A 26,969-nucleotide genomic window follows, 5' to 3' on the forward strand; every position below is an offset into this window, starting at 1 on the left:
CCCGTCGTTTCCTTCCCCTTTTGCGCTACTCCTCGGAGGTTTTGTCATGGACACCATGCGTGATCGCTTTGCCCCCACCCTCTCTCGCCTGCTCGACGAGGATCCGCGTGTCGCCGTCGTTCTCGCCGTCATCGGTGCGGACGGGTTCGCGGAGGCTCAGCGGAAGCACCCGGAGCGGGTGATCGATGTCGGGATCCGGGAGCAGTTGCTCGTCGGGGCCGGGGCCGGGCTCGCCTTGGCCGGGATGCGGCCCGTCATGCACACCTTCGCCAGCTTTCTTGTGGAGCGGCCGTTCGAGCAGGTGAAGCTGGACTTCGGGCATCAAGGTGTTGGGGGCGTCCTGGTCAGCGCCGCTGCCTCCTTCGACTGGCCCGCCGGTGGCTACACGCACATGTCGCCCGGCGATGTGGCGTTGCTCGACACGCTCGACGGTTGGACCGTGCATGTGCCTGGGCACCCGGACGAGGCCGAGACCCTGCTGCGGCACGCGGTCGCCGCCGGTGACGACAAGGTCTACGTACGGCTCTCCGTGCAGTCGAACGCTCGGGCTCTGCCGGTCGACGGCACCCGCTTCCACACCGTGCGTGAAGGGCGTGGTGGGGTGGTTGTCGCTGTCGGGCCCATGCTCGACAACGTTCTTGCCGCCGCTGAAGGGCTCGACCTCACCGTTCTGTACGCGACCACCGTGCGGCCCTTCGACGCGGAGGCTCTGCGGCGCGCGACGGGGGCCGCCACCGTCGCCGATGTCGTCGTGGTCGAGCCTTATCTGGCCGGGACCTCCACCGCTGCCGTCAACGACGCCCTCGCCGACGTTCCGCACCGGGTGCTCGGGCTCGGTGTCGGCCGTGCCGAGCTGCGTCGCTACGGGCAGGTCGACGAGCACATGGCCGCGCACGGGCTCGACATCCGCTCGCTGCGGGAGCGGATCAGCCGCTGGGCGGGGGCTGCAGCGTCTTCGCGGATTCTCGTTTAGCTCCCGGGCGCGCGCCGCCCACTGTCTTCCTTGTAGCGCCCGTTTCGGGCTCGTGGCCCCCGGGGCGGGCTCTCCTCGCTCCTCCCCCGCTCCGGACCGGTGCCCGGCCGTCCACCCGCACCAACCCTCGTATCGCGGGCACGGAGAGCATGGCCAGGCAGACCACGACCGTCGTCACGGCCCCCGTGATCAGCACCTGTTCCGCGCCGAACGCGCTCGCGGCCGGGCCCGCGAGGGCCTGGCCGACGGGCAGCAAAGCGATCGATCCCGCGACGTCGTAGGCGTGGATGCGGTTGAGGACGTCGGGCGGCACCTGCGTCTGGACGCTCGTCGCCCACATGACTCCCCAGAAGGAGAGTCCCGCCCCCGCGACCGCGGCGCCCACCGCCATCAGTGGGACGCCCAGCTGGGCGCCGACGGTCGCCGGGAACGCGCAGTAGCCGATCAGGGCGAAGGAACCGGCGCGGAGCATGCGGCGGGGGCGCAGACGCAGGGCGACCAGGCCGCCGAGTACGGTGCCGGCGCCCAGGGCGGAGTTCACCAGGCCGTACGCCCCCGAGCCGTGCTCCTGCACCACGAGCGTGGCGACGAGAGGCGTCAGTGGGCCGGTGGTCGTGATCATCAGGACGCAGAAGATGGCGATGACGCCCCACAGCCAGGTGCGGGACCTGAACTCCCGCCAGCCCTGCACCAGGTCGGCCCGGAAGCCGTTGCTGTGCGGCAGCGAGCCGGGCAGCGCGGGCGGCAGCCGGAGCAGGACCAGGCACAAGGCGCTCAGGCCGTACGTCCCCGCGTGCGCGGCGAAGACCGCGCCCGGCGAGGCGAAGGCCACGAGCACGCCGGCCACGGCCGGGCCCGCCAACGCCGCGGCGGACTCGGCCACGCGTATCGCGCCGTTGGCCTTCTGGACGTCGGCGGCCAGGCGCGGGACCGTGCTGGCGACGCCGGGCTGGAAGATCGCGCCCGCCGCGCCGTTGACCGCTCCGATCACGCAGATCTGCCAGAGCACGACGTGGCCGCTGAAGAAGAGGACCGCCGCGACCGACTGCGTGCCGAGCCGGGCCACGTCCGCCCCGATCATCAGCAGGCGGGTGCTGAACCGGTCGGCGAAGACCCCGCCGAAGATCACCAGACCGGCGAAGCAGACCGTCGTGGCGGCCATGGCAAGACCTACGGCACCCGCTCCATGCCCGTGCTGGAGCAGCCCCGCGGCGAGGGCCACCGGCAGCATCGTGTCGCCGAGCTTGGCGACCGTACGCGCGCCGAAGAAGAACCCGAAGTCCCGGGACCAGATGCTCGTGCCTGGGCGTGCGGTTTGTCCTGGGGGTGTGGTTTGTCCTGGGGGTGCGGCTTGTTCGGTCACCTGCCTGCCGGTGGGCGTGCGCTTGGCCTTGCGCTTGGCCTTGCGCACGCGCGTGGCGCGCTCACCCTCGCCGGACCCGCCCCCAGCAGCCCCGCCCTCCGCAGACCTGCCCTCAGCAGACCCGCCCTCGCCCATCCCGTCCCCTGACGGCACCGCAGTCCCCTCCCCCGGCAGCGGCGTCCGGTCCGTCGTCCCACGAACCCCACCCTCCACCTCTGCCGGGATCATGCCACGGGGTACTGACAGCGGCCGATCCCTTTTAGTCCGCCGGCGGAAGCCCCAACTCCGGGTACGCCTCCAGGAGTCGGGTGGGGGCCGCCTGGCGCCAGGAGTCGGCGAGAATGTCGCTCAGTTCGTCCTTGTCGAGCGCCGAGAGCCGTGCGCGCACCCAGGCGAACATCGCCTCGTGGTCGGCGATCCAGAACTTGTCGGGCTCGGCGAGGACCAACTCGTCCCGCTCCTCCTTCGGGCACCGCACGGCGATGGACGTCTCGTCCTCGGGGAGCGTGGCGAACATCTTCCCTGCCACCCGGAAGGTGGGCATGCTCCAGGCGATCTTCTCCGTCGTATCCGGCAGGGCCAGTGCGATACGCCGGACGTCGTCACCCGTGACCTGGGCTTTGGCTTTGGCTTTGGCTTTGGCATGAGCTCGAGACATGTCCCGAACGGTAGCCAACACCACTGACAGTGACCCCCCGGGACCACCGACAGCGCGCCCCGCCCCTCACAGCACCCGCTTGTCCATCCAGCTCAGCAGGTCCTCCTGCACTTCCTCCCTGTTGGTCTCGTTGAGGATCTCGTGGCGCGCCCCCTCGTACCCCTTCCAGGTGAGGTCGTCGAGGCCCACGTAGCGGTAGTCCTCCACGAGTTCGTGAACCAGCGTCATGCCCTGGTTGCAGGGGTCCTCGGTACCGACGGCGATGTGGACGGGCAGGTCGACAGGGACCCGGGCGAGGTTTCGCGGGTCATTCATCTTGCGCACGGCACGCACCCAGTCCAGGCAGAGCCCGGCGGAGAAGGGGAAGCCGCAGCGCTCGTCGGCGACGTACGCGTCGACCTCGGCCTCGTCGCGCGAGAGCCACTCGAAGCCGGTGCGGTGCGGGTACGCGTCGTTGAAGGCGGCGAAGAGTTCGGGGAGGTAGGAGGAGAGCACCTCACGGCCGCCCTCGGCGATCTCGCGCTCCAGGCGGGCGATCGACTCCTCGATCCCGACACCGGGCAGGGAGCGGAACGTGCCGGAGAGGATCACGCCCGCGAGGCCGTCCGGGTACTCCTGCGCGTAGTCCCTGGCCAGGTGCGAGCCCATGCTGTGGCCGAGCAGGAAGAGCGGGGTCCCGGGATGCAGGGTGCGTACCTGGTCGCCGATCGCCTTGAGGTCGTCGACGATGGCGCGCCAACTGTCGAACGACGAGTCGGCCTCGCCGGACGCGTCGGACCGCCGGGCATCGGGCGCCCCATCGGCCCCCTCGTCGGAAGACCCGTCGGAAGGCGCGTCAGAGGACGAGCCCGTCACCCCGTACCCCCCGGTCGCCTGCGCCGTCGCGCCATGCCCCCGGTGGTCCGAGGCGATCACCCCGTAGCCGTGCTCCATCAGATGGCGGGCGAAACGGTCGTAGCGCAGGGCGTGTTCGCCCGCGCCGTGCGCGATCTGCACGAAGGCACGCGGCCTGCCGTCGGCGGGCAGCCAGGTGTACGTGGCGACGGGGACGCCGTCCGCCGCGTTCACGAGTCCGGCGGTGTACGCGGCGGGGGCGGGCGTCGAGGCGTGGTCAGGCATTGCGTAAGGCTCCCCTGTACGACTTCTGGGACGTTCTGGATGGTTTCCGGGCCGGCTTCGGCAGAGCTGCGTCCCTGCTGCTGAACGCCGCTACCGCACACCTGCCCCTGAAACCCTCCCCCGCACACGCCACCTCATACCGTCCTCGTACGCCCTCGTGCGGTGTGCGCCCTCGCCGTGCGGTGTACGCCCTCAGACCGCCCGCATTCCGTCCTCGCATCAGCGCCCTCACCCAAGTACCTCTGCGTGACCCCCTTCTCACGCCAAGCCCTTACGACCCATTGACCCCCCGTCAGAGCGGAACCTACGCTGAGCAACGCGCACGAGAAAGCGCTTTCTAACCCACGCACCCCCACCCGCACCCACCCCCGCACAACTCACCCCCACGCAACTCGCACTCACCGCAAACCCGGCTACCGGCAGCCGTCCACCCGCCCAGCCCAGGGAGCGCCATGAGTTCCACGAGTCCCACCGCGCCCAGACGCGGCCCCGCCACGTCGAGACCGGGCCCCACCACGCCGAGCCCCTGGCTCGCGCTCATCGCCCTGCTGGCCCTCGTCATCGGCCTCGGGCTCACCGCACCACCCCGCGCGGCCGCCGAAGCGAAAGCCCAGCCGCACCCCGCACCCACAGCCCCGGCCGAAGCCGAAGCCGACCCCTTCCGCGTCCTCGTCTTCTCCAAGGTCACGAACTTCCCCCACGACTCGATCCCCGCGGGCATCGAGGCCATCAAGAAGCTCGGCAGCGAGAACGGCTTCGAGGTCGAGGCCACCGACGACGCGGCGGCCTTCACCGACGCCAATCTCGCGCGCTTCCAGGCCATCGTCTTCAACAACACCAACTCCACCCCGGAGAAGGGCGACCTGCTCGACGCCGACCAGCGTGCGGCCTTCCAGAAGTACGTCCGTGGCGGCGGCGGCTGGGTCGGGCTCCACGCGGCGTCGGCCAGCGAGCGGGACTGGTCCTGGTACGAGGGTCTGGTCGGGGCGATCTTCGACAAGCACCCCGAGGTGCAGACCGGGCGCGTCAAGGTCCTCGATCACGCGCACCCCTCCACGAAGGGCCTTCCCGAGCTCTGGGAGCGCACGGAGGAGTGGTACAACTGGCGCGCCAATCCGACGGGCAAGGTGCACACTCTCGCGCAGGTCAAGGTGCGCGACGGAGTCACCGGGCTCGACGAGGGTGTCGACCAGCCGTGGTCCTGGTGCCAGAACTATGACGGCGGTCGCTCCTGGTACACCGCGGGCGGGCACGACAAGGCGGCCTACCAGGAAGAGAGCTTCCTCAAGCACCTTCTCGGTGGCATCGAGTGGGCCGCGGGCACCAAGCCCGGCGACTGCACCGCCACCAAGACCGGCGCCTTCCAGCGCACGCCGCTCGCCACGAACGATCTGGCCGACCCCTTCGAGCTCGCCGTCGCGCCCGACCGCCGGGTGTTCTTCGTCCAGCGCACCGGGAAGCTGAAGATCATCGATCAGGAGACGCTGAAGGTCTCCACGGCGCTCGACTTCGACTACACCCCCGAGATGACGAGTCAGTCGGACGGGCTGCTCGGCCTCGCGCTCGATCCGAAGTTCGAGGACAACCACTGGGTCTATCTCCTCAACTCGGACAAGAACGAGAAACGCATCAATCTCTCGCGCTTCACCGAAGCGGGCGGAAAGGTCGATCTGGCCTCGGAGAAGCGGATCCTGACCATTCCCACCTTCCGTGGCGAGGGCCGGGCGAACTCGCACATGGCGGGGTCGATCGCCTTCGACAAGAAGGGCGACCTGTATATCGCGACGGGTGACAACACCGATCCGTTCGCGTCGGACGGATTCAGCCCGATCGACGAGCGCGAGGGCCGCCGCGCCTGGGACGCGCAGGGCACCTCCGGCAATACGAACGACTTGCGGGGCAAGGTTCTGCGCGTCACGCCGAAGGACGACGGGACGTATTCCGTGCCCGAGGGCAATCTCTTCGCGCCGGGAACGGACAAGACCCGCCCCGAGATCTACGCGATGGGCATGCGCAACCCCTTCCGCATCACCACGGACCCGCTGAGCGGCGCCCTCCTGATGGCGGACTACGGGCCCGACGCGAAGAACGCCGTGGCCGACCGCGGCCCGGAAGGGACCGTCGAGTTCAACCGGATCACCAAGGCGGGCAACTACGGCTGGCCGTACTGCGTCGGCAACAACATCCCGTTCAACGACTACGACTTCGCGACGAAGAAGTCGGGCGCGAAATTCGACTGCGCGAAGATCGTGAACGATTCGCCGAACAACACCGGCCTGCGCGACCTGCCTCCGGCCCAGGCCGCGGATGTCTGGTACGCCTACTCCGCCTCGGAGAAGTTCCCCGAACTCGGCACGGGCGGCGGCGGCCCGATGAGCGGTCCCGTCTACGACTACGACGCCGCCAACACGTACAAGACGAAGTTCCCCGAGTACTTCGAGGGGAAGTGGTTCAACTACGAGCTGACGCGGCAGTGGTTCAAGGTCTTCTCGATGCAGGAGAAGGACCAGACGTTCACCGACCCGCGCTTCGAGCCCGCTAAGGCGGGCGATCTCCAGTCGATCAACTCCATTTTCGGCGACATGAAATGGAACCAGCCTTTCGATGCGGACTTCGGTCCTGACGGTGCCATGTACGTCATCGACTTCGGGCTCGGCAGCGGCACGGGCCGCGGCGGCGGCAACGAGGGCGCGGGCATCTACCGCATCGACTACGTGGCGGACGGACGGCTGCCCGACGCCCGCGTCAAGGCCACGCCGGACAACGGCAGCACGCCTCTCGAGGTCAAGTTCTCCAGCGAGGGTTCGGGGCTGCCCGGTGGCAAGCCCGTCACCTACGCGTGGGACTTCGACGGGAACGGCACGACCGACTCGACCGAGGCCAACCCGACACACACGTACACCCAGAAGGGGCAGTTCAGCGCGCGCCTGAAGGTCACCGGGCCGGACGAGCTGAGCAGCCTGGCCGTGCAGGAGATCACCGTCGGGAACACCCGGCCCGTGGTCAGCATCCAACAGCCGCCCAACGGCGGGACGTTCAGCTTCGGCGACACCATTCCGTTCAAGATCAAGGTGACGGACAAGGAGGACGGGAAGATCGACTGCAAGCGGGTCGTCGTCCAGTCCCAGCTCGGGCACGACACCCATCTGCATCCGCTGGACAACTACACCGGTTGCGCGGGCGAGATCGCGACGGACGCCGGTGACAGTCATGGCCCCGGGCAGAACCTGTACTACGGGATCACGGCCCAGTACGAGGACAAGGGCGCGTCCGGCGCGCCGGCCCTGACGGGGTCCTCCTCGCTGACGCTGCGGACCTCCTTCCGGGAGGGCGAGCACCGTACCGCCACCGGGGGCGCGCACGGCGGGGTGGACATCGGTGACCGCGCGGACGCGTCCGGCGGCAAGCGGCTCATCGAGATCGAGGACGGCGACTGGGTCTCCTTCGACCCGGTGCACCTCAAGGGCGTCGACTCCGTGACGGTGGGCGCGGCTTCGGCCGGGCTCGGCGGTGACATCGAGTTCCGCGCCGGTTCCCCGACGGGCAAGCTGCTCGGCAAGGTGAGCGTGCCGAACACCGGTGGCTGGGGCAACTTCATCTCGCCGACCACCCAACTGGCCGACCACGACGGCACGACGAAGCTGTACGCCGTCTTCACCAACCCCGAGTGGACGTCCGAGAAGGCCGACCTCCTGACGCTCGACTGGCTGCACTTCAACGGCCCCGGCGTCGAGAAGAAGGCCGGGGCGAAGGTGACGGTCAAGGCGTCTCCGGCCGACGGCACCGCGCCTCTCGCCGTCAAGCTCACGAGCACGGTGAAGCTCCCCGCGGGCCGCACGGCGGCCTCGTACCACTGGGACTTCGGCGACAACGTCAAGCCGACCGGGACGGAGGGCGCCACCGCCGAGCACACGTACGCGCGCAAGGGCCCGTACACGGCGCATCTGACCGTCACGGACGACAAGGGCGACACGACGACCGGCGCGGTCCGGATCACGGCGAAGTGAGGGGACGGCCATGACATCCATGAAGAGAACCGGTCCGAACGGGACAAGCCATGGTGGGGGCAGCCCCAACGGGACCAGGCGCGCCTTTCTCGGTACGTCGCTGGGGCTCGCGGCAGCGGTCGGTACCGCACTGCCCGCGCGCGCGAGTGACGCGTCACGGTGCCGGCGCATCCCGCGCGGCGGGATCGGCATGCACCTCTACACGATGCGTGATGCCCTCGCCCGGGACTTCGCGGGCACGCTGGAGCAGCTCGCCGACATCGGCTACGCGACGGTGGGCGTGAGCGGCAGGCACGGGAACGACGCGGCCGGCATCCGGCGGATGCTCGACGCGGTGGACCTGCGCGCGGTCCTCGAACACGTCTCGTACGACATCCTCAAGGGCAGTGGTCTCCCGCAGGCGCTGGAGGACCTGCACACCCTCGGCGCGAAGTGGCCGGTGGTGCCGAGTCTGCCCGGCGCGCTGCACACGCCGGACGGATTCCGGGAGGCCGCACGGCAGTTCAACCGCATCGGGCAGGCGTCGCGTGACGCCGGGCTCGGTCCGGTGCTCTTCCACAACCACGGCTCGGACCATGTGGTGGTGGACGGCACGAGCCTGTACGACATCCTCCTCACCGAGACCGACCCGCATCTGGTCGGCTTCGAACTGGACGTGTACTGGGCGGCGAAGGGCGGCGCGGATCCGGCTACGTACTTCGTGCGGCACCGGCGGCGCTTCCCGGCGCTCCATGTGAAGGACATGGCCCCGGACGGCGGCTTCGCCGATGTCGGCTCGGGGACGCTGGACTTCGCCGCGATGTTCGACGACGCGCAGGCGGGCGGCGTCAAACAGTGGCTGGTGGAGCACGACAGCCCCGCCGATGCGTTCGCCACGGCCCGCAACAGTTACGCGTATCTGGCCGCACTGCGGTACTGATGGGCCGGCTCCGGCCGGGGTGCGCCCGAACCGCCCACCTTCTTGAAGAAGAGGGTGGTCGGGTGGAGCACCCCGGCCGGATCGGCCGCGTAGTCGGGGATGGTTCCGGCAGCCGTCCAACCGCCGCGCCGGTAAAGGGACTCGGCGGGGCTGCCGGTCTCCGTGTCCAGGACCAGGAGGGTGACGCCCGCTTCGGCCGCCGCCTGTTCCGCCGTGGCCAGGAGGGTGCGGGCGAGGCCGCGGCCGCGTGCGGAGCCGTGGACCATCAGCTTGAGGATCTCGGCGCGGTGCCTGCCGTTGGGCTTGTCGACGAAGCCGACACTGACGGTGCCGGTGATCCGTTCGCCGTCGCGCGCCACCCAGATCGCGAGCCGCCCTTCGGCCACCGCGGGAGTCAGGCTCCGCCACCAGTCGGCGGCGGCGGTCCTGTCCAGGGGCGCGAGGAAGCCGAGGGACGATCCGCCGTCCACGACGTCGGCGAGCAGGGACGCCAAGTGATCTGCGACTGACTTGAGTTGACCGGCCGATAGGCGCGTCGGTGCGCTCATCGCGCGACCACCACCAGGGCGTACCGCACGGCCCGCTGCCCGATGCACCGGAACCGCGTCGGCCCCCACAGCCTGAAGCGCAGGCAGTCCCCGGCGTGCAAGGCATGCGTCTCGCCCTGCACGGTCACGTCGAGGCCACCGTCGAGCACCCAGATGTGCTGCTCGAGCCCGGCCACGGGAGGCCGGTCGTACGCCACGTCGGCGCCCGGCTCCAGTCGGCCCTCGACGAGTTCGCCGCGCAGCCCGGCGTGCGGCGGCGACACCGACCGGCGTACGAAACCGGAGGCGCCGTCGGTCCACACGCTCTGGTCGGCGGCGCGCACCAACTGCGCGGGCTCGGCCTCCACCTCGCTCAGGAGCTGCGACATGGTGCGCTCGTAGACGGCGCAGAGCCGGTTGAGGAGGGACGCGGTGGGGCTGATCTCCCCGCGTTCGGCCCGCGACAGGGTGGAGCGGCTCACGCCGCTGCGGTCCGCCAGATCGCCAAGCGACCAGCCGCGTTCCGCGCGCAGTTCGGCGAGGCGGGCGGCGAGCCGTTCGTCGACCCCGTCGTGTTCCACAGTCGGCATGCGTTCCATATTCGGCACGGTATCCCGAATATGAGACGCACGACAATCCCCGCCGTCTCCGTGAATCGGCCCTCACTCGTGCGCGGACACCGCCCCCAGCAGCTCGCGGATGCGCCCGGTGGCCTCGCCGAACTCGGCTGTCGCCAGAGTCGTCGCGTACGAGCGCTCGGCGGGGAGGCCGACGTCGATGATCTCCTCCACCGTGCCGGGCCGCGGACTCATCACGACCACGCGATCCGCCAGATACACGGCCTCCGGGATCGAGTGGGTCACCAGGAGCACCGTGGTCCCGGTCTCGCGCCAGATGCGGTTCAGCTCGACGTTCATCTGCTCACGCGTGAGCGCGTCGAGCGCTCCGAAGGGCTCGTCCATCAGCAGCACCGGGGGCTCGTGAAGCAGTGCTCGGCAGAGCGCGACGCGCTGTTGCATGCCGCCGGAGAGCTCGTGCGGATAGGCGTCCTCGAAGCCGCCGAGTCCGGTCATGCGGATCAACTCGTCGGTACGCGCGCGTGCCTCGGCGCCCGGGATCCCCCGCATCTCCGCCTGGAGGAGGATGTTGCGGCGTGCCGTGCGCCAGTCCAGGAGGGCGGCGCGCTGGAAGACGTACCCGATGTCGCGGCGCGGTCCGCGCACCCGCTCGCCGCCGAGCAGCACATCGCCCGACGAGGGCGCGAGCAACCCGGCGATGAGCTTCAGGAGGGTGGACTTGCCGCAGCCCGACGGCCCGACGATCGCCACGAACTCGCCCGCGCCGACGTTCAGCGAGACGTCCCGCAGAGCCGTGACGTCCTTCTTCTTCGTACGGAAGCGGACGGCGACGTCATCGAGGCATACCGCGGTCGGCCGCGCGTCCTGCTCCGCCGTCTCCCCCACCCTCGCGCGTGGCTCGTCGCTCGTCTTGAGCGTCGTGTCCTTCGCCATGGCCCTGCCGCCCCTCAGCCCTTGATTCCCTTGGCCGCGTCCCAGTACTCGGCGACGGGCTTGGCCTCCTTGACCAGGCCCGCCTCGGAGAAGACGTCGATGGTCTGCTGCCAGTCCGCCTCGGTGTTGGCGCCCGGCGCCTTGCCCTCCGTCGCGTCGGTGTGCAGCAGGGTCAGCGTCGTCTTGAACTGCTCGGACAGCACGTCCTTGGGCGGCAGTTGCTCGGAGGCGCCCTCCATCGAGGCGACCGCGGGCTCCGGGCTCTTCTCCGCGGCCGCCCACGACTCGCTCACCGCGGCGGTCATGCGCTTGGCCAGATCGCCCCTGCCCTGCAGGGTCTTGGGGCCTGCGATGAGGCCGTTGGAGTAGAAGTTCAGGCCGTTCTCGGAGAAGCGCAGATACGAGACGCCCTTCTTGGCCTTGTTCTGCATGGTGGGGCCCTGGTCGCTCGCGTACCCGAGCAGCGCGTCCGTCTTGCCGGAGATCACCGCGGCGATCTTGCCCGCCGGGTCGGTGTTCTGGATGTTGACGTCGGAGACGTCCATGTCGTTCTTCTCCAGGAAGATCGGGAAGGTCTTGGTGAGCGCGTCGCCCGCCGTGCCCGCGATCGTCTTGCCCTTGAGGTCGGCGGGCGACTTGATGCCCTGGGCCTCGAAGTACTGCACCGAGGCGGGCGTCGTCTGCAGGAAGACGCCCAGGCTCTTGACCTTCACGCCCTGGTCCACCCCCGCGAGCACCGCGGGGGTGTCGGCCCAGCCGAAGTCGGTCTGCCCGGCGCCGGTGGCCTGCACGGTCTTCTGCGACCCCTGGCCCGCCCTGATGTCGACGTCGATGCCGTGCTTCTCGAAGATCTTCTGCTGCTTGCCGTAGTAGAACGGCGCGTGTTCGCCGTACGGATACCAGTTGAGCGTCAGCGTCACCTTGTCGAGCTTCTTGCCTGAGTCGCTGGTGCTCGTCTTGTCGTCGTCGCCACCACAGGCCGTCGCGGTCACCGCGACGAGGGCCAGGGGGACGATGCCGGTGAGCAGTCTGCGCGCGTGCATGGGACGGCCCTTCTCGCGTACGTCGAACATCGGACATGGCGGGGTGGGTGCGCCGGCACCGCGGGGTGGGTCTCAGTCGGCCGTGATGGGGTCAGTCGGCCGTGACGGGTGTCAGTAGGCGGTGGTGGCGGCCACGTCCCTGCGGCTCGCGTGCCACGGGAGCAGCAGCTTCTCGGCGATCTCGACGAGCACGAAGAGGACGACGCCGATCAGCGACATGACGAGCAGGCCCGCGAAGAGCATCGGGGTGTCGAGGTTTCCGTTGGCCTGCAGGATCACGTACCCGAGGCCTTCGTTCGCGCCGACGAACTCGCCCACGACGGCGCCGGTCACGGCGAGCGTGACGGCCACCTTCAGACCGGAGAAGAGGTGCGGCAGCGACGCCGGGAAGCGGATCTTGAGGAAGGTCTGCCAGGGCCGCGCGCCCATGGTGGCGGAGAGCTGGAGCATCTCCGGGTCGACGGCCTTCAGTCCGGTCACCATCGAGATGACGACGGGGAAGAAGGCGATGAGCACGGCGATGAGGATCTTCGGCGCGATGCCGAAGCCGAGCCAGACGACGAACAGCGGGGCGATCGCGATCTTCGGTACGACCTGGGCGAAGAGGAGGATCGGGTAGAGCGTCTTCTCGACGGTCGTCGAATAGACCATGAGGACCGCGGCGAGGACGCCGACGACCACGGCGATGACGAAGCCGAGCAGGGTCTCGTAGGTGGTGACCCAGGTGTGCTGCCACAGGTAGTCGGGCTTGTCGAGGATCACGTCGAAGGTCGCCCCCGGCGAGGGTACGAGATACGCCTCGACCATCTCGGTGGCGGCGATCAGCCACCAGACGCCGAAGCAGACGAGCAGCAGGACCAGCGGACGCCAGCTCTTCTCGGCCGCTTCCGCGAGGCGTTGGCGCGGGGTGGGACGGCTGCGGTCGACAACGCCCGCCGTTTTCACGGGCGTTGCCTGCAGTGCGCTCTGGCTCACGGTGAACTCCCCTGGCGTGAAGCGGTGACGTGAGGGTGGTGGGTGACTCGGTGATCAGTGAGTCGGTGAGTCGGTGATGCGGAAACCGCTTTCAGAAAGCGCTTTCTGATACGGTGTTCGCCACGCTAATGACTGGCTGACCGCAGGGTCAATAGGTCGGCTCGAAGTTTCGCGACGCGAGACGAGGGGGGCGCGGTGCGGGCGTTGGGGCACGAGCAGGGGTCCGGAGCAGGGCGGCGCCAAGGGCAGGCGCAGGCACCAGAGCAGGCGCCGAGGCAGAGGCAAGGGCAGGAACCGCAAGCCGCCGCCGCGCCGGGGCGGGGACGCGAGCGCGGGCCCCATGTCACCCTCCACGCGGTGGCCAGGACCGCCGGGGTCTCCCCGGCCACCGCGTCCCGGGCCCTGAACGGCACGACGCGCGTACGCGAGGATCTGCGGCGCAGGGTGCTCGAAGCGGCGGACCTGCTGGGATACATCCCCAACGCCCATGCGCAGGCGCTCGCCAGCTCCTCGAACAACACCGTCGGCGTCATCTGTCACGACGTCGGCGACCCGTACTTCGCGGCCATCGCGAGCGGGGTGATGGCGGCGGCGGCCGAGCAGGACGTGCTGGTCATGCTGGCCAGTACCTTCCGCGCTCCGGCACGGGAGATCGCGTACGTCTCGATGCTGCGGGCGCAGCGGGCGCGCGCGATCCTTTTGATCGGCTCGGGCTTCCAGGACCCCGCGTGGGAAAGGGCGTTGGAGTCGGAACTCGCGCCCTACATGCGTGCCGGGGGCCGCGTCGCCGTGGTCAGCCGGCACCGCAGCCTGCGCGTGGACACGGTGCAGCCGGAGAACCGGGCGGGGGCGGGTGCGCTGGCGCGGGCTCTACTGGCCCTGGGTCACCGGGAGTTCGCGGTCCTCACCGGCCCCGAGCGCCTCACCACGGTCGCGGACCGCCTGGCCGGTTTCCGCGAGGCGCTGGCCGAAGCGGGGGTGGCCCTCCCCCCGGAGCGGGTCGTCGAGGGCGCCTTCACCCGTGACGGCGGCCATGCGGCGGCGGTCGAACTGCTACGGCGGGGCCGGCATCCGACGTGCGTCTTCGCGGTGACGGACGTGATGGCCGTGGGGGCGTTGGGCGCACTGCGGGAACGGGGGCTCCGGGTGCCGGACGACGTGTCGCTCGCGGGCTTCGACGACATCCCCCTCATCGGCGAACTCACGCCCCCACTGACCACTGTGGCCCTGCCGCTGACACGGATGGGCAGGGACGTACTGGCCCTCGCCCTCCGCGAACGGGGCGCGAGGTCACGGGTGGAGCGGGTAAGGGGCGAGGTGGTACTACGGGCCAGCACGGGTCGGCCTGGGGGCTGAGGGTTCAGGAGGGCGGGAGGGGGGCGCGCCTGGGTTCGGCGTTTGATGCTTTGCGTAGGTGCTCCGCCAGGGACTCGGTGGCCGGGGAAGGCGGGCCCGTTGTGGTGCCCCAGGCCAGGAGGTGGTGGCGGCGGGCCCAGGAGTCCTGCAACTCGCATACGTCCAGGGGCTGGGAGGGGTCGATCACGCGGCGGGGGACTATGGCGAGGCCGACGCCCGCCGCCGCGAGGGCCACCAGGACGTTCAGGTCGGCGACCGTCGTGCGGTAGCGCACGACCGGTGCGTGCGGGCCCACATGTCTCTCGATCCAGCGGCGCAGCGAGGCATCGGCGTCCAGGCCGACGAGGGGGTGCTCGGCCGCCTCGCTGTAGGTCAGGGACGTACGGCCCGCGAGGATTCCGCCCGCCTGGCCGACCACCACCAGGGAGTCGTCACCGAGGGGTTCCATCACCAGGCCGCAGCCGCGCGCCTCGTCGTCCAGGACGATTCCCAGGTCCGCCTCACCGTCGGCCAGCATCCGCACGATCTGTGGCGTGCGGTTCTCGAAGACGCGTACGTCGACATCCGGATGGGCCAGAAGGAACGAGACCAGGGCCCGCGGCACGAGCCGGTGCACCGCCGAGCCGCCGCCCAGCAGGGTCACGGGCGCGGTCGGGGATCTCGTATAGCTCGCGACCGCGCTCTCCAGACGGACGGTCTGCGCCAGGACCTCGCGCGCGTGCCGGGCCAGCGTGGTCCCCGCCGGGGTCGGCCGGACGCCCCTCCGGCCGCGGATCAGCAGCGCCACACCGGCCTGCTGTTCCAGCGAGCGGACCCTCGCGCTGGCCGACGGCAGGCTCAGGTGCATACGACGGGCGCCCGCCGTGATCGACCCCTCCGTCACGATGCCGAGGAACAGCCGCAGATCGTCCAGGTCATAGCGCACCCTCGTGAGCCTAAGCCACAGCCTTAGGCTGGGTACACCGATAACGCATTGTGGGCCCACCACCCACAGGGCGATGCTCGGCAGGTGTCAGAAATACTCCTCGTGCTGGTGGCGGGCGTCGCCGCCGGAGCGCTGAACTCCGTCGGCGGCGGAGGCACGTTCGTGGCGCTGCCCGCTCTGGTGGCGGTCGGCCTGTCCCCCGTGACGGCGAACGCGTCGTCGACCATCGCCCTCGTCCCCGGAGCCGTGGCCAGCGGATGGGTCTACCGACGCGAACTCACCCCGCTCGGGACGACATCCACGAAGGCGCTGACGGTGGTCAGCGTGGTCGGTGGCGGGCTCGGCGCCGTCCTGCTCCTCACCCTCCCCGCCGCGTCGTTCGACGCCGCGGTGCCCTGGCTGCTCGCGTTCGCCACGCTGGTTCTGGCCTTCGGCCGCCGCCTCTCCCGCGCGCTGAGCGACGCGCTCGGCCGCGAGCTCGGCATCAGCTCCCGGGCCGTTCTGCTCTGCCAGTTCCTCCTCGCCCTGTACGGCGGATACTTCGGCGGGGCCGTAGGCATCATGATGTTCGCCCTGTGGGGCATCGGCCTCGGACTCGACACCGCGGTCAGCAACCCGATGCGGGTCACGCAGATCGCGGCCATCAACCTCAGCGCGACCGCCCTGCTCCTCGTCGCCTCCGACGCGCTGAGCAACCCGCTCGTCCTCGCCACGATGTTCGCCGGCGCGCTGGCCGGCGGCTTCACCGGAGCCCACTTCGCGCGCCACCTCTCCGACCGGCTGCTGCGCGGCATCATCCTGACCACCGCCGTGTCAATGACCGTCCTCTACTTCGTGCGCGGCTGAGGCGGGCCGTCATGGACAGCTCACACTCCGACGCCGACACCGCGTCGCCGCACGCTGAACCGCCGTCCACGCGACCGCCGTTCAGCGACGCAGCGCGAGCCCGGCTGGCGATGGCGTACGAAGCGTGCGAGCTGGCCGAGATCGCGCGCGCGGCCGTACCTGTCGGAGACCACGAGCTGCGCCCCGACGGCACCACGTACTCCCCCGGCTCGGCGCTTTCCGATGCCGTCCACGTGCTGCGCGCCGCGCAGCGCCTCTTCGAGGCCGCCGCCGTGTACGAGCGGCTCGGCGGGGCGAGCTGGCAGGTCATCGGCGACACCCTGGGCGTGGACGCGCCGGCGGCGCGGGCACGCTTCACCGCGGCCGAGTCCTGCTTCCGTGAGGAATTGCGCGCTCTCGAGTCGGCCCAGTCCGCCAGAAGTTCCACCCAGAGGGGGTGGTGGTGGGATTACGTTGCAGGCAACCCGCTGGAAGCCGCCCGCGACCTCGACGACTGGGTCCACCGCCACGCGGACGGGGAGGGAGACGTGGACGGAGACGGAGACGGTGCGGGCCTCGGCGCCACGCCGGTCTCCGGCGGCCTGACGTGAAGCGACCTCAGCCCGGACACAACTGAGCTCTCCACACGACCGCCTGACGCCACGTCACAGACAAGAACCGGACCGCCACTCTCCACACACCCCTGCCCCGCCCCGCGCCCCGTCAACAGGTCCGCGCACACCCACAGTCGACGCCACCTGGGGCGATCCCCCACGCCCACCCCCGCCAGCTCTCCTTGATTGAGGGGTAAATAGCAGCCGAAATCCACCCGTATCGGCAATCGCGCTCAGCTCCTACTCTGTGAGGCGCACACGCGGGGGATCACTGTCCGTCTTCCACGGAGGTTGGCAATGTCTGCGTTGTCCGAGGGGATCTACCTGCTCAAGAACGAGGCGAGCGGGCTGTACGCGGGAGTGCAGGGGGCCAAGACCGCACAGAGCGCCCCGGTCGTGCAGCAGGAGCTGCACCCGCAAGGAACCGCCCGGCACAGCCAGTTGTGGCATCTGCGGCCCAGCGCCGCCAAGGAGGGTGCCTGGACGCTGCAGAGCGTGCACAGCGCCATGCGCATGGACATCATGACCGGCCGTGGCCGCGCGGGCTCGCCGGTGCAGCAGTGCCCGGCGGAGACCCGGCAGGATCTGCTGGAGTCGCAGCTGTGGCGGCCGGTCGCGGCCGGCGACGACCGGTACACGCTGGTCAACGTGAACAGCGGCCACCTGCTGTCCGTCGAGGGCGACAGCAACATGCCGGACGTGCCCCTGGAGCAGGCGGCCAAGCCCTCCGCGGGCGCCCGCATCGCCCAGCAGTGGCGCCTGGAGCGGGTGCCGAGCCGGGGCGAGACCACGGCGTTCGACGCGCTGACGGCCACCTTGGTCTCCGCCGGCGGCGGCATCCTCGGCTCGGTTCTCGGCTCCCTGAGCGGCGCGGCCAAGCAGGCCCTCGACGCGGGCGGCGGAATCTTCGAGGCGGCCGCCAAGTCGATCCCGGACAGCGACGCGCCCTACGTACGCTTCGAGGGCTTCCGCCGTGACGAGTTCATCCGCTTCTCCAAGCGCCGCGGCATCGAGGCGGGCCCACGGAAGATCGCCGAACAGTTCCCGCACCTGCCCAAGCCCTTCCGCGACGGCTTCGACGCCGTGGGTCCGGCCGCCAAGCGCAGCGGTCACACCTATCTGGGCTTCACGCGGGACCAGGCCATCGAGTTCTCCGACAAGAGCCATGGTCCCGTCCACGACGCGGAGGCCATGCTGCACCCCGGCCTCGTACAGGCGGTGGGCGAGCTGTGCGACGTCACCGGCTTCGGCACCGAACGCGGCAGGCTCGTGATCTTCGGCCGCAAGGACAGCGTCACCATGGACCCCACCAAGGTGGACCTGGCCCGTGGCTCGTCCCACCAGCAGTTCCTGCTGACGGCCGCACCCGACTCCTTCGGGTTCGGGCCGGACGCGGCGGCCACGGCCGTCTCGGACTCCACGGCGCACTACTTCCTCACCAAGGGCGACGAGTTCGTCGTCGTCTCCGAGGACAAGCTCATCCAGGGCCCGGCCAGGCTGACCGAGGCCTACCCGTTCCTCGACGGCCTCTGGATGTAGGGCTGTAGCCACCGCTCACCCTCGCGCACCCCGGTCCCGTCTGCCCCAGCACCGACGGGACCGGGGAACCGCCCCCTATCCCGCCGCCTCCCCCAGCGCGTCAAGCACCGGACGGATCAGCGGATGCTCCTCCGCCCCGCACCGCACCGCCGCGAAGACCCGGCGGGTGGGAGCGACGCCCTCCACCGGGCGGATCACCACTCCCGAGACGTCCATGCCCCGCAGCGCCGAGCGGGGCACGAGCGCCACGCCCGCCCCCGCCGACGCCAGGGCGACCACCGCGCGGAAGTCGTCCGACCAGTGTTCGAGCAGGGGCTGGAAGCCTGCCGTCTCGCAGGCGAGTATCACCACGTCATGGCAGGGGTTGCCGACGAAGGGGCCGATCCACGCGTCCTTGGCGAGCTCCGCGAGCGGCACCCGCTCCGCCGCCGCCAGGCGATGTGTCTCCGGGAGCACCGCGTCGAACGGCTCCGCGTAGAGCGGGACGCGCGTCAGCCGCGGGTCGTCCGCGCCCGGCGCGCCCCGGTACTCCACCGCCACGGCGACATCTACCTGCCGGTCGAGGACCATCGGCAGGCTCGCGTCGCCCTCCGCGTCCTGGACCCGCACCCGGATTCCGGGCGCGAGGGTCGAAAGGCGCGCGAGGGCGGGGCCGACGACCAGGCCGATCCCCGTGGCGAAGGACGCCACGGTCACCGTCCCCGCCGCGCCCGAGCTGTACGCGGCGAGCTCCGCCTCGGCCCGCTCCAGCTGGGCGAGGACCGCGTTCGTGTGGGAGAGCAGGATCTCGCCCGCCGGGGTCAGCCTGACCCCGCGGGCGCCCCGCTCGACCAGGCGGTGACCCGTCTCCTGTTCCAGGGCGGTCAGCTGCTGGGAGACCGCGGACGGCGTGAGATAGAGCGCGGCTGCAGCGGCCGTGACCGTGCGGTGGTCGGCCACCGCACGGAGGATGTGCAGCCGCCGCGCTTCGATCATGGGGTCGATTGTCCCGCACCACGGGGCCCACCGACACCACTGGTCCGGCCAAGCCCTCGGTCACCCGAGGGTGCCCTCAGTCACCCGAGAGGCTTGGCCGGACACCGTCAGGCGTCCAGCTCCGCCCGCGCCGCCACGAAGGCGTCCACCGCGCGGTTCACGTCCTCCGTGGAGTGGGCGGCCGACAGCTGGACGCGGATGCGGGCCGCGCCCTGCGGCACCACCGGGTACGAGAAGCCGATCACGTACACGCCGCGCTCCAGGAGCAGCTCGGCCATGCGGCCCGCGACCGAGGCGTCGCCGATCATCACCGGGGCGATCGCGTGGTCGCCCGGCAGGATGTCGAAGCCCTCCTCGGTCATCCGCGAGCGGAAGAGCGCCGTGTTCGCGGCGAGCCGCTCGCGCAGGTCGCCCGCCGACTCCAGGAGGTCGATGACCTTGAGCGAGGCCGCCGCGATGACCGGGGCGAGCGTGTTCGAGAAGAGGTACGGGCGCGAGCGCTGACGGAGCAGCGCGACGATCTCCGCGCGGGCGGCGACGTAGCCGCCGGAGGCTCCGCCGAGCGCCTTGCCCAGCGTGCCCGTGATGATGTCGACGCGGTCCATGACGCCGTGCAGCTCGGGCGTGCCGCGTCCGCCGGGTCCGACGAAGCCGACGGCGTGCGAGTCGTCGACCATCACCATGGCGTCGTAGCGCTCGGCGAGGTCACAGATCTCCCGCAGCGGGGCGACGTACCCGTCCATGGAGAAGACGCCGTCGGTGACGATGAGCTTCCGGCGCGCGCCGCCCTCGGAGGCCTCCTTCAGCTGCTGCTCCAGGTCCGCCATGTCGCGGTTGGCGTACCGGAAACGGCGGGCCTTGCTCAGCCGGATGCCGTCGATGATCGACGCGTGGTTGAGCGCGTCGGAGATGACCGCGTCCTCCGCGCCGAGCAGCGTCTCGAAGACTCCGCCGTTGGCGTCGAAGCAGGACGAGTAGAGGATCGTGCCCTCCTGGCCGAGGAACGCGGAGAGGCGTCCCTCGAGCTCCTTGTGCACTTCCTGCGTACCGCAGATGAAGCGCACGGACGCCATGCCGTAGCCCCAGCGGTCCAGGGCCTCGTGCGCGGCGGCGATCACCTCGGGGTGGTCGGCGAGGCCGAGGTAGTTGTTCGCGCAGAAGTTCAGGACCTCGCCGGGGCGGCCCCCCGCGGTGACGGCGACCGTGGCGGACTGCGGGGTGCCGATGACGCGCTCGGGCTTGTGCAGTCCGGCGGCGCGGATCTCGTCGAGGGTGGTGCGCAGGTCGTCGCGTACGGAGTCGAACATGCTGGGTTCCTTCGGCTGCTGAGGCGGTCGGGTTCAGGAGGGCCGGGTGGTTCGGGGGCCGGGCGGTTCAGGGGCCGGGCGGTTCAGGGGCCGGGCGGCTCAGGCGGTCCAGTCGAGGATGACCTTGCCGCCGCGGCCGCTCGCCGCGTCGTCGAAGGCCGCCTCGAAGTCACGGTGGCCGTAGCGTCCGGTGATCACGGGGGCGAGGTCGAGGCCGCCTTCGAGCAGCACGGACATGGAGTACCAGGTCTCGAACATCTCGCGGCCGTAGATGCCCTTGATCGTGATCATGGAGGTGACGATCCGGGACCAGTCGACGGCGAAGTCCTCGGCCGGCAGACCGAGCATGGCGATCTTGCCGCCGTGGGTCATGTTGGCGAGCATGTCGCGCATCGCGACGGGGTTGCCGGACATCTCCAGGCCGACGTCGAAGCCTTCGCGCAGGCCGAGCTCGCGCTGCCCCTCGGTGATCGAGGTCTCGGCGACGTTCAGTGCCAGGCTCGCGCCGACCTTGCGGGCGAGCTCCAGGCGCTCCTCGCTGACGTCCGTGACGACGACGTTGCGGGCGCCGGCGTGCCGGGCCACGGCCGCGGCCATCAGGCCGATCGGTCCCGCCCCGGTGATCAGGACGTCCTCGCCGACCAGTGGGAAGGACAGCGCGGTGTGCACGGCGTTGCCGAACGGGTCGAAGATCGCGGCGACGTCGAGGTCCACGGGGACGCGGTGCACCCACACGTTCGAGGCGGGCAGCGCGACGTACTCCGCGAACGCCCCGTCCCTGCCGACACCGAGGCCCACCGTGGCACGGCACAGGTGGCGGCGGCCCGCCTGGCAGTTGCGGCACTTGCCGCAGACCAGGTGGCCCTCGCCGCTGACCCGGTCGCCGGTCTTGATGTCGGCGACGTCCCGCCCGGTCTCCACGACCTCGCCGACGAACTCGTGGCCGACGACCAGCGGCGCCTCGATCGCCTGCTGCGCCCAGCCGTCCCAGGCCCGGATGTGCAGATCGGTCCCGCAGATCCCGGTGCGCAGCACCTTGATCAGGACGTCCCCGTGGCCGATGACCGGCTCCGGTACGTCCATCAGCCGGAGACCCGGCTCTGCCTTCTCCTTGACCAGCGCCTTCAACGCAACGGCTCCTGTCGTACGTCGCTTCTTCCCCCGACGACACAGGAATCTTCCCTACGGCGGCGCCCTGGTCCATCGAGGATTTCTTAAGCGCCGCCGCAGCTTTCCTTCAGGCCCTGCTCTGGCCCCGCTCGAAGTAGGCGATCAGCTCCGGGTCGAGCTCGGGGACCTCACGCGGCGTACCCCCGTCGCGCAGCGACTGCGTGGCGCGTACGCCCGCCGCCACCGCCATCCGGGCCGCGACGGGCGAGGTGTCGGTGCGCCCTCCCTCGCGCACGAACCGTACGAACTCGTCGATGAGCAGCGGGTCGGAGCCGCCGTGCCCGCCCTCGTCCTGCTCGTCCGGCACCGGGTACTCGGCGTCGGCTTCGGGGCGGTAGGTCGAGCGGCGGGCGTTCCAGACCTTCACCACGCCGCCGGGGCCGTCGCCGAAGTTCTCCAGGCGGCCCGCGTCGCCGATGACGGTGTAGTTGCGCCAGTAGTCGGGCGTGAAGTGGCACTGCTGGTAGGAGGCAAGGACCCCGTTGTCGAGGCGCATGTTGACCAGGGAGACGTCCTCGACGTCGATGACGGGGTTGAGGTCGCGCTGGGTGTGCGGCGGCCAGTGGCCGTCCTTGGTGTACCAGTCGTCCGTCTTGGGTTCGCCCGGCTCGCGGCGCGGGTTGTCCCCGTAGACCATGAGGTCGCCCAGGGCCTGCACCTGGCGGGTGTAGCCGTCGGCGAGCCAGTGCAGGACGTCGATGTCGTGGGCGGCCTTCTGGAGCAACAGGCCGGTGGTGTGCCGCCGTTCGGCGTGCCAGTCCTTGAAGTACCAGTCGCCTCCGTAGGCGACGAAGTGGCGTACCCAGACCGTCTTGACCTGCCCGATCTCGCCACGCCCGATGATGTCGCGCATCAGCCTGACCACGGGCATGTGGCGCATGTTGTGGCCTACGTAGAGGCGCGTCCCGGTCTCGTACGCGGTCCGCAGGATCTCGTCGCAGGCTTCGATGCCGATGTCGAGGGGCTTCTCCACGAAGACGGGCTTCTTCTCGCGCAGCGCCTCGCAGGCGAGCTGCGCGTGGGTGTGGTCGGGGGTGAGGATCACGACGGCGTCGACGTCCGGGTCCTCGACGACCTTGCGGTGGCCGGTGGATATCAGGGCGCCGGGGAAGGCCACGGCCGCCTCCGTCCGCGCGGTGACGTCAAGGTCGGCGAGGGCGGTGACGCGCGAGCCCGCGCCTGGCCGGTGTGCGGTGCGGGCGAGCGAACCGCGCAGGCCGTAGCCGAGGACGCCGAGACGGAGGTCGGTCATGGTGTGCCTTTCCGTACCAATACCTGTGCACAATTGCTTGTGCGCGTGCGGGTGTTGCTATGTACGTGCAGGGTGCACGAGTACGTGGGCGAGCGCCATGCTTCCCGTGCCGGTGAGCTTGATCCTTATGTATCTGGCTTCCGCGTCCGTGTCGAGGAGTGTGGGCCGCAGCGCTCGTCCGCCGACCCGCAGGGTCGTCGCGTCGGAGAAGTCCGCGGTGCGGGCGAGTTGCACGTCGAAGCCGGCCGTGGTCATGGAGGTGTTGTTCCAGACCTCGACCTGTCCCACGCGCCGCGCCTCGCCGAGGTCGACCTGCCACCAGGCGCCCGGCTCGGACAGCGTGCGGGTGTCGGTGGAGGTGTCGCCGTCGGTGGCGTACGCCGCCGGGGCCGCACCGTCCGTGGAGGACTGGGACGCGGTGCCCGCGCGGGCGAGGTCGGGCCGCAGTTGCTCGGCCGGCGCTCCGTGCGCCCCTGAGCGGGCCGCCACTGCGAGTGCGCGCGCAGGCAGCCGGTCGAGCTTGGTGTGGTTGTCCTCCATGGTCGATCCGGTGCCGGTGAGGGCCGGTGCGTCGGTGTCGGTCCAGTTGCCGGTCGCGTGGTTGCGGATGCCGTAATCGGCCCAGTTGGAGACCCACTTGTAGCCGACGCGGGTGATCACATTGCCTTCGACGCGGATGTACGAGGACTGCTCGTCGAGGTAGATGCCGTTGCCGTCGCGCTCGGTGTTCCCGTAGGCAGAGCGGTTGATGTAGTTGCCGGAGACGACCGTGCCGGGCTGGGCTCCCTGGGTGTAGACGGCGCCGCCGTCGTGCTGGGCGTGCTCGACGCGCATCACGTTCGTGATGCGGTTGCCCGTGATCCTGTTATCCCGCAGGACGGACTCCTGGGCCTCGGGCTGGTTCCACCCCCAGCCGACCGAGATCCCCGAGTAGGGCAGGTCGTCCAGGGTGTTGTGGTCGACGGTCAGCCCGGCCTCGTACCCGGCCCAGATGCCGACCGCGTCGGTGTACTCCACTCCGGCGCGGCGGATCGTGTTGTACGCGACGGTGTTCCGCTCCCCCGCGCCTCCCGCCTGCGGCTTCGGCTCGGTGTCGCCGACGTACACGGCGCCGGACGACAGGTCCGTGAAGCGGGAGCGGGTGACCGACGAGTCCTTGGTGCCCGCCTCGAAGATGACTCCGGCGCCGCCCAGCCGCGTGAACTCGGCCCCGGTGACCGTCACATGACGACCGCCCCGGACCGTCAGTGCAGCGCTCGGCTTGGTGTAGTGACGGCCCGCGTGGTCGACCGGGCCGCTCGCTCCCGTGAGGGTGAGCCCGGCCTGGGTGCCCGCATAGCCTTCGTCGGTGGACGGTTGGCCGTACGCGGCGTGGGCGAAGCCGATGCCCTGTACGCGCACGTCGTGAGCGCCGTCGACGACCATGAGACGCTCGGTCACCGGGGTGAGCACGCGCGCGTGGCGCATGTCCTCGCCCTTGCGCGGGAGGTAGGTGACGGTGCGGTCCTCGGCGTCCCACACGAACTCGCCCGGCTCGTCCAGGAGTTCGCGGGCGTTCTCGAAGAAGGCCACTCCGGAGTAGCGCGCCGAGTCGACGGTGGTGGAGTCCCACGCCGGACCCGTACGGTTCGTGCCGCTCGCGGAGTTGGCCCAGCAGGGCTGCGCGAACGTCATCCGGTCGCCGTCCACGGAGGCGATCCGGCAGTGGTAGTTCCGCCAGCGGACCTTGATGACGGCCTCCGCACCGGTGGGGCGCCGCCACGTGTCGATCCCGGTGGCGGTGGCGCCCGTCATGCCGGTCTTCGTCGCGTCGCAGGTCCTCGCCGCGCAGGCCTCGCCCCGCGCGCGCACGGCCCGCTCGCCGTCCACGAAGAGCTGGCGCGGGGTGATTCCTTCGGGGACCTTGGCCGTCCAGGTGCCGTCGGCGCTCTTGTCCCAGCCGGTCAGCGCCTTGCCGCCGGACAGGACGGGACGGGCGCCGCGCGCGGCGGTCCAGGTGACGGTGTGCCCGTCGCGTCCGGAGTCGGCCGCGCCCAGCTGCAGCGGCTCGCTCAACTCGTAAATGCCGTCGGCGAGTTCGACGCGTACGTCCCGTCCGCTCACGGTGCGGGCGGCGTCGCGGGCCGCCCGTGGAGTGCAGGGGCGGGCGACGGTGCAGGACTCGCCCGAGCCGTTCGGGGCCGCGTGGATGACCTTGGGCCCCGGGGCGGCCTGGGCCACGCCCTGCGGGGCGATGGCGGCGCCGAGGGCGGCGAAGGCCATCGCCGCCGCGGTGACGTGCGGGCGCCTCACTGCGCGACACCCCAGTCCGGGTGGCCCGGCATGGGCGGGTTGTCGAGGTCGAACAGCCAGTGGTGCAGGAAGGTGCCGACCGAGTCGTCGCCGGTGACCTCGACGGCGTTGTCGACGAAGTCCTGGGTGGAGGCGTTGCCGTGCCGGTGCCCGGTCAGCCACGCCTTCATGACGGCGTCGAACTTCTCCTGGCCTATCTGCTGGTTGAGGGCGTACAGGGAGACCGCCGCGCCGTCGTAGATGTTGAAGCCGCCGAGCCCGGTGGGCTTTCCGGGTGGCCCGTCGGTCTTGCGGACGGCGTCGAGCTTGGCGTACGCGGTCCGCATCTTCTCCTCGATGGGCTGGAAGCCCTTCTGGTCCGCCCACACGGCCGCGTAGTAGACGGCGGGTCCTTCGTTCAGCCAGGCGTCCTGCCAGGTCGCGGGGGTGACGGAGTCACCGAACCACTGGTGGGTCAGCTCGTGCACCATGGTGGTCGAGTAGGTGGGCCGGTCGAACCACGAAGGCCCGAAGAGCGACAGGGTCTGGTTCTCCAACGCGTCGCTGTAGCCGTCCCGCACGATCTGCACCCCGTACGTGTCGAACGGGTAGCGCACGCCGAGGGTCTTCTCCAGCCACGCCAGTTGGCCGCCGGTCTCCTCGGCGATGGGCTTGTACTTGGCCTGCTGGTCCTCGGGGACGAGGTGGCGCAGCTTCACGCCGTGCGGGCCGCGGCCGTAGAGGTAGGTCTGCTTGTTGACGGAGATCCCCAACAGCTCGGGCGCCATGGGTGACTTGAGGGAGAAGTCCCAGGTTTTCCTGGGTCCGGAGGTCTTGGTCGCGGCGGCCTCGCGGGTTCCGGTGAGGTTGCCGTTGGCGCCCGGTGTCCAGCCGTCGGGGGCGGTGAGGTGGAAGGACCAGGTGGCCTTGTCCGAGGGGTGGTCGTTGACCGGCGCGAAGGTGTCGGCGCGCGAGGCCTGGGCCGCGGAGGCGAAGCCGCCGTCGGACATGTAACGCCAGCCGGGCTGGCCGATCGGCTTCGTCTTGCCGTTGCCGTGATAGGTCAGTTCGACGTCGAAGGCGCGGTGGTCGCGCAGGGCGCCCGCCGGGGTCACAGTGAGCTCCTGGCCGCTCTGGCCGGACACGATCGCCCAGCCGGCCTTCTTGCCGTTGACCTTGACCGCGTCGATGGCAAGGGAGTCGACGTCGAGGTTGAACGACGACAGGTCCTGGGTGGCCCTCGCCTTGATCTTCATGGTGCCCGCGAAGTCGTACGTCACCGGCGTGAAGTCGAAGGAAAGGTCGTAATGGCGGACGTCGTAGCCGCCGTTGCCGAGCGTCGGGAACAGCGGGTCGCCGACGCCGTCCGCTCCCGGGGACGGGTCGAAGGGCGCCGCGTGGGCGGGGAGGGCGAGCGCGAGAGTGGCGGCCGCGGCCACGGTCGCCGTCGCGGCACGGACGGTGCGAGCACGTGCGGTTCGGGTCCTGTTCTCAGCCATGGGGCCGCAACGTAGTAATCGCTTACTGTCGCCGTCAACACCTTGGAGTCCCCGCCGGTTGCCCCTGACCGCGCCCGTCGCGAACCCAGGGACAGAAAGAACATAGAAAGATGCCGGGCCCTCTTGCCCTCTCGTAGCAAC

The 26,969-nt window shown here is 70.5% G+C and carries 22 protein-coding genes; 7 read left to right on the forward strand and 15 right to left on the reverse strand.

Annotation, left to right across the window (positions count from 1 at the left end; all coding sequences use genetic code 11):
* Positions 1-46 precede the first annotated feature (46 nt).
* On the forward strand, positions 47-973 hold the full coding sequence (locus AB0M70_RS02815) for a transketolase C-terminal domain-containing protein (protein WP_365815603.1): 927 nt from the start codon (positions 47-49) through the stop codon (positions 971-973).
* Here the strand turns inward: AB0M70_RS02815 and AB0M70_RS02820 are convergent.
* From AB0M70_RS02820 to AB0M70_RS02830, 3 genes are all read right to left on the reverse strand, one after another.
* On the reverse strand, positions 927-2,267 hold the full coding sequence (locus AB0M70_RS02820) for an MFS transporter (protein WP_365816269.1): 1,341 nt from the start codon (positions 2,265-2,267) through the stop codon (positions 927-929). The genes AB0M70_RS02815 and AB0M70_RS02820 overlap by 47 nt on opposite strands.
* Before the next feature lie 328 nt (positions 2,268-2,595).
* Positions 2,596-2,994 (reverse strand): MmcQ/YjbR family DNA-binding protein, encoded by a 399-nt coding sequence (locus AB0M70_RS02825; RefSeq protein ID WP_365815605.1) that lies wholly within the window; start codon positions 2,992-2,994, stop codon positions 2,596-2,598.
* Positions 2,995-3,060: 66 nt separating this feature from the next.
* On the reverse strand, positions 3,061-4,113 hold the full coding sequence (locus tag AB0M70_RS02830; RefSeq protein WP_365815607.1) for an alpha/beta hydrolase: 1,053 nt from the start codon (positions 4,111-4,113) through the stop codon (positions 3,061-3,063).
* A gap of 452 nt (positions 4,114-4,565) precedes the next feature.
* On the opposite strand from AB0M70_RS02830, the gene AB0M70_RS02835 reads away from it, so the two are divergent.
* Entirely contained in the window at positions 4,566-8,120 is a 3,555-nt protein-coding gene (locus AB0M70_RS02835) for a ThuA domain-containing protein (RefSeq protein WP_365815609.1), read from the forward strand.
* 100 nt (positions 8,121-8,220) lie between these two features.
* On the forward strand, positions 8,221-9,039 hold the full coding sequence (locus AB0M70_RS02840; protein ID WP_365816271.1) for a sugar phosphate isomerase/epimerase: 819 nt from the start codon (positions 8,221-8,223) through the stop codon (positions 9,037-9,039).
* On the opposite strand, the gene AB0M70_RS02845 is transcribed toward AB0M70_RS02840, so the two are convergent.
* The 5 genes from AB0M70_RS02845 to AB0M70_RS02865 all read right to left on the reverse strand — a co-directional run bounded on the left by AB0M70_RS02845 (position 9,009) and on the right by AB0M70_RS02865 (position 13,095).
* On the reverse strand, positions 9,009-9,587 hold the full coding sequence (locus AB0M70_RS02845; RefSeq protein ID WP_365815611.1) for a GNAT family N-acetyltransferase: 579 nt from the start codon (positions 9,585-9,587) through the stop codon (positions 9,009-9,011). The genes AB0M70_RS02840 and AB0M70_RS02845 overlap by 31 nt on opposite strands.
* Positions 9,584-10,156, reverse strand: a complete 573-nt coding sequence (locus tag AB0M70_RS02850; protein ID WP_365815613.1) for an XRE family transcriptional regulator — start codon at positions 10,154-10,156, stop codon at positions 9,584-9,586. Before AB0M70_RS02850 ends, AB0M70_RS02845 begins: the two co-directional genes overlap by 4 nt.
* A gap of 72 nt (positions 10,157-10,228) precedes the next feature.
* Complete coding sequence (locus tag AB0M70_RS02855) at positions 10,229-11,077, reverse strand: ABC transporter ATP-binding protein (RefSeq protein ID WP_365815615.1); 849 nt, start codon at positions 11,075-11,077, stop codon at positions 10,229-10,231.
* 14 nt (positions 11,078-11,091) lie between these two features.
* Positions 11,092-12,120: an ABC transporter substrate-binding protein gene (locus AB0M70_RS02860; RefSeq protein WP_365815617.1), complete on the reverse strand. Its 1,029-nt coding sequence runs from the start codon at positions 12,118-12,120 to the stop codon at positions 11,092-11,094.
* A gap of 111 nt (positions 12,121-12,231) precedes the next feature.
* Positions 12,232-13,095: an ABC transporter permease gene (locus AB0M70_RS02865; RefSeq protein ID WP_365815619.1), complete on the reverse strand. Its 864-nt coding sequence runs from the start codon at positions 13,093-13,095 to the stop codon at positions 12,232-12,234.
* A gap of 357 nt (positions 13,096-13,452) precedes the next feature.
* On the opposite strand from AB0M70_RS02865, the gene AB0M70_RS02870 reads away from it, so the two are divergent.
* Positions 13,453-14,451, forward strand: a complete 999-nt coding sequence (locus AB0M70_RS02870) for a LacI family DNA-binding transcriptional regulator (RefSeq protein ID WP_365815621.1) — start codon at positions 13,453-13,455, stop codon at positions 14,449-14,451.
* Between the two features lie 4 nt (positions 14,452-14,455).
* Here the strand turns inward: AB0M70_RS02870 and AB0M70_RS02875 are convergent, their stop codons facing one another.
* The gene (locus tag AB0M70_RS02875) at positions 14,456-15,376 is read right to left on the reverse strand and encodes a LysR family transcriptional regulator (RefSeq protein ID WP_365815623.1); all 921 of its coding nucleotides are present in this window, start codon (positions 15,374-15,376) and stop codon (positions 14,456-14,458) included.
* Between the two features lie 84 nt (positions 15,377-15,460).
* Between AB0M70_RS02875 and AB0M70_RS02880 the strand changes: the two genes are divergently transcribed.
* From AB0M70_RS02880 to AB0M70_RS02890, 3 genes are all read left to right on the forward strand, one after another.
* Positions 15,461-16,222, forward strand: a complete 762-nt coding sequence (locus AB0M70_RS02880) for a sulfite exporter TauE/SafE family protein (protein ID WP_365815625.1) — start codon at positions 15,461-15,463, stop codon at positions 16,220-16,222.
* Between the two features lie 11 nt (positions 16,223-16,233).
* The gene (locus AB0M70_RS02885) at positions 16,234-16,812 is read left to right on the forward strand and encodes a hypothetical protein (protein WP_365815627.1); all 579 of its coding nucleotides are present in this window, start codon (positions 16,234-16,236) and stop codon (positions 16,810-16,812) included.
* 300 nt (positions 16,813-17,112) lie between these two features.
* Positions 17,113-18,354, forward strand: a complete 1,242-nt coding sequence (locus AB0M70_RS02890; RefSeq protein WP_365815629.1) for an RICIN domain-containing protein — start codon at positions 17,113-17,115, stop codon at positions 18,352-18,354.
* Between the two features lie 75 nt (positions 18,355-18,429).
* Here the strand turns inward: AB0M70_RS02890 and AB0M70_RS02895 are convergent, their stop codons facing one another.
* From AB0M70_RS02895 to AB0M70_RS02920, 6 genes are all read right to left on the reverse strand, one after another.
* Complete coding sequence (locus tag AB0M70_RS02895; protein WP_365815631.1) at positions 18,430-19,329, reverse strand: LysR family transcriptional regulator; 900 nt, start codon at positions 19,327-19,329, stop codon at positions 18,430-18,432.
* A gap of 107 nt (positions 19,330-19,436) precedes the next feature.
* Positions 19,437-20,636, reverse strand: a complete 1,200-nt coding sequence (locus tag AB0M70_RS02900) for a glycine C-acetyltransferase (RefSeq protein ID WP_365815633.1) — start codon at positions 20,634-20,636, stop codon at positions 19,437-19,439.
* Between the two features lie 99 nt (positions 20,637-20,735).
* Positions 20,736-21,764, reverse strand: a complete 1,029-nt coding sequence (tdh, locus tag AB0M70_RS02905) for an L-threonine 3-dehydrogenase (protein WP_365815635.1) — start codon at positions 21,762-21,764, stop codon at positions 20,736-20,738.
* A gap of 109 nt (positions 21,765-21,873) precedes the next feature.
* Complete coding sequence (locus tag AB0M70_RS02910) at positions 21,874-23,058, reverse strand: Gfo/Idh/MocA family oxidoreductase (protein ID WP_365815637.1); 1,185 nt, start codon at positions 23,056-23,058, stop codon at positions 21,874-21,876.
* 57 nt (positions 23,059-23,115) lie between these two features.
* Positions 23,116-25,320, reverse strand: coding sequence for a right-handed parallel beta-helix repeat-containing protein (locus AB0M70_RS02915; RefSeq protein WP_365816274.1), 2,205 nt, complete (start codon positions 25,318-25,320; stop codon positions 23,116-23,118).
* Positions 25,321-25,346: 26 nt separating this feature from the next.
* The gene (locus AB0M70_RS02920) at positions 25,347-26,828 is read right to left on the reverse strand and encodes a M1 family metallopeptidase (protein WP_365815639.1); all 1,482 of its coding nucleotides are present in this window, start codon (positions 26,826-26,828) and stop codon (positions 25,347-25,349) included.
* Positions 26,829-26,969: the final 141 nt, after the last annotated feature.

It is taken from the genome of Streptomyces sp. NPDC051214 (assembly GCF_040682375.1).
GTDB lineage: Bacteria > Actinomycetota > Actinomycetes > Streptomycetales > Streptomycetaceae > Streptomyces.